3 protein-coding genes are annotated in these 3,270 nt (G+C 44.0%); all 3 read right to left on the reverse strand.

Annotated elements, in window-relative coordinates:
- Window positions 1-192, reverse strand: a 192-nt coding sequence (locus tag ACWA6V_RS19610) for a sulfotransferase (RefSeq protein WP_449524073.1), incomplete at its 3' end; no start/stop codon positions are given.
- A complete protein-coding gene (locus ACWA6V_RS19615) occupies window positions 164-1,969 on the reverse strand; it encodes a sulfotransferase (RefSeq protein ID WP_449524074.1) in 1,806 nt (601 codons plus the stop codon). The genes ACWA6V_RS19615 and ACWA6V_RS19610, both read right to left, overlap by 29 nt.
- Window positions 1,970-2,164: 195 nt before the next feature.
- Window positions 2,165-3,270, reverse strand: a 1,106-nt coding sequence (locus tag ACWA6V_RS19620; RefSeq protein WP_449524075.1) for a hypothetical protein, incomplete at its 5' end; no start/stop codon positions are given.

Consider the following 3,270-nt stretch of genomic DNA (forward strand, 5'->3'; position numbering starts at 1 on the left):
AGGACCATCTTTGTAATCAGCATATAAATCGGGCCAGAACTTTACTTCCGGACCGCAATAAATTTTGCTATGGGAGTCAAGTAGTCTACGCACGAGTGATGTTCCAGAGCGATAGAAACCACCAATAATAATCGGTTTTCGGTTAGAAATTAAGAAATGCATTTTATGCCTTATTTTTTGATAGAAGGTCATAGCCAAGCTCACCTAGGAGTGGCCCTGCAATGGCCTCAAATTTGAGTATTTGCTCCGTTGTTAGTTCATTGCGCCAACGTTCGATGCGACTTTTTTGTGGCGGTGTGCTCGCTAATGCAAATGCTGACATGCGTCGTTCTTTGGATACTAATATCTCACCGTTTGTGGAATAGCGTGTTTTAAATTCATCTAGTCGGTCTTTGGCGGTGTGATGGTACTCAAGCATTAAGGGCGAAAATGGTAGATGGATAAATTTGCAAATTTTGCGCAGAGTTTGTTCTGGTGCACTTATAAGGTCTTCGTAGCGCAGTTCTATATAATGAGGGACTAATTGCGCAAGTTGACGGGTCTGTCGAATCCTATTCATCCAGTTCACTGCAATTTCTTCTATATTTTTACCTAAATCAAACCACAAACCCTTGGTTGACAGGGCAACATCTCTACCGTCTCGAATAATATGAATAAATCGAGCCTCTGGGATTAGCAGTGAAATTTGATCCATATGTAAGTTGTAATATGGGGTTTTATCGCCCCAGCGTAGCTTATTAAAACGTTGGGCATAACTTTGATAAAACATTCGTAGTGCTGCTCCTGGGGTATTAATACCCCGTGCAGTCATATTTTGTAATAAATCTTCAGCTTCCAGTTCAAAATCTGGCCAGGTATTAATGGATTCCAGTATTGATACAACATCATATGGCGTTGCAGTTTTTTTGTTAACCAAAGGGTTAAGTGCTGGAAAGAAGCGCGTTTCAGAAGGAACGGCAAGCTCAGGATGTGCATCTAACATTAAGCGCAACAAGGTGGTGCCAGAACGCATGACTCCCACAACAAAAGGGGCTGGATTAACCTTTAGGGATAATATGCCTACTTGGGCTAATTTTTCTTTGGCTCGTTGTAATGGCTTTTGGCTATCGTATTTAATTTTGTATAGCTCATCTGCCCGCTCAATTTCGCGTGACTCCTCACTGTTTAGAAAGGGATGTGTTGTTAAAGGCGATGTTTTATCTAGCAAATCTCCAGGTGAACTTATTGTTTTGAGCATGGTTGGCGCCGGCCATACTACTTCAGTTTGGTTGAAGTGGGCGCGCGCACCGTGCCAGCGTCGGTTGAGCATCTCGTCGATGGAGTAAACCCTGCTGGCATATTTTGTGATTATCTTTTGTTTGCTCAGGCCAATGTAATGCTTGAGTGTAAAAGATTTGGGGTAAATAGTTAATCCTTCAAATTTTACCTGATGCCCGGCTTCACTGATTAAATCCACGGGTTTATTTGTATTCTTCCAGGCATTCAGGCGGTGGTGGGGTCGCGGTGAAAAATAATAATAGTCGGTAAAGTAGTCTTCATAATTAACTTCGCAAACGGGCGATTGATCACTCAATGTTGGTGGAAGAAAGACAAATTCATCAAAATTGATAGCGTTAAACCCTTCTTTGTCTACTATCTCTATCGCTTCTTGCAATGTACCCATACCTGCCGGTGCATAGCGAATTTCATCGGCATCATGATGCATATACCAATCGGCATGTATGAGTTTGGTTAAGCGAGTTTCATTTTTCAATACATTAGCCAGTTCAAAGCATCCGTTATAGGCTAAATGTTCGATACGTAACTTGCCAGTCGAGAGAAATTCGGAAGCCTTTTGAACCGTGTCATCAGTGGATCCATTGTCGATTAAACAAACCGAAAGGCCTTGGTTAATAAGGTGTCGTAAGCAGTGGCTTATGTAGTCGCTTTCATTGCGTACTGTAAGGAGAGCGAGGATAGATAGAGGCATAGAGAATTTAGACTTACCAAGGATGCGTGTAGGGTAAAATCAGTGCAGGATGTGGCTAGCCATTAGACAATAAGGTTTGTGCAATGAGAAGGCAGTTAAGGGCTAGAGATTGAATATAACAGGTTACCGAACCTGTACGGTATAAAAAAAGGGAGTGGCAAAGCCACTCCCTTTTTCACAGGCGTAACTAATAAATTAGTTAGCGTTGTTACCGTCGTTAGCACCGCCAGCTTCGTTACCTTGAGTGGTGCTAGTCATGTTGTACAGAGCACCAGTAGAAGAGTTACGAATCAAGCCCATTGCTTCACAAGTATCGAATGCACCTTTCAGTACCAGGCGCGCACGACCCTTGTAATCAGCAGCAGTAACACCAAAGGCTTTCTCGATAGATACGATAGTGCCGTTAGCAGAAACTGAATCTTCAGCCAAAGAGCTGAATACTTGAGTAGCGTGGATTGGCAATGCTGGAGCGATAGTTACATCAGCACCCAATACAGTACCGTCTTGAGCGTACAAAGTACCACGAATATCACCAGTGTTGGTGGTAGAGGTGTTAGTCAAACGGACGAAAGCTGTATCAGTGGCATTATTTGAGCCGGGAATGTTGAACAGACTTGCAACACAACCGTTGCGCAACAATGGACCATAAGAAGAGTATGTCAGAGTGCGGTTATCATAACGGCTGTTGAAGAAATCAACGGTCCAACTAGCAGTAATAGCAGATACTTCTGGAATGCTGTTGGTGCCATTAACTGAGTAGCATACTGAGTATGGAGCCGTCAACGCAGTGGTAGTGCCGCTAACGTTCGCAGTAAACGCAGTTGCAGTCAAAGTTGGCGCAGCAAAAGTCAGGTCAGTGGTTTGAGTTGCACAGCTATCGGTTGAAAGGTAGATGCTGCCTTGGGTTTGGAACGAACCAGAACCTGCGGTAATAGTAACAGCATGTTTATCACCACCTTGGAAGTCGAAATCATTGCCGTTTTCCTTCTTAACTGCACCAGCAGTTGCGCCTGGGAACATCACCAGATCAATGTCTTCAAGGTTTAGCTGCAGAGTACCCAGCTCAACCACGGTCACATCACCAGTTTCGTCGAAGTCAGAGCGACCATCTGAAGTGCCATCAGTGAAGGTGGTTTCGCCGCTGCCAACGTTAATGCGTAAGAAGTCCGGAGTGTTGAAATCAACAGCGGTGCCTTCCAAATCCAAAGCCTTGAGAGAACCGAAAATCACCAAAGGTGAGTCTGTGGCAGTGCTAGCCATAGTATCCGCAGTCGCATGTACAGATTCGGTGTATTCAACGC

Source organism: Cellvibrio sp., from assembly GCF_053579595.1.

What these genes read in the sequence shown, in the direction of transcription:
- ACWA6V_RS19615 (WP_449524074.1), bottom strand. Translation starts at nt 1,969, where the DNA reads ATGCCTCTATCTATCCTCGCTCTCCTTACAGTACGCAATGAAAGCGAC.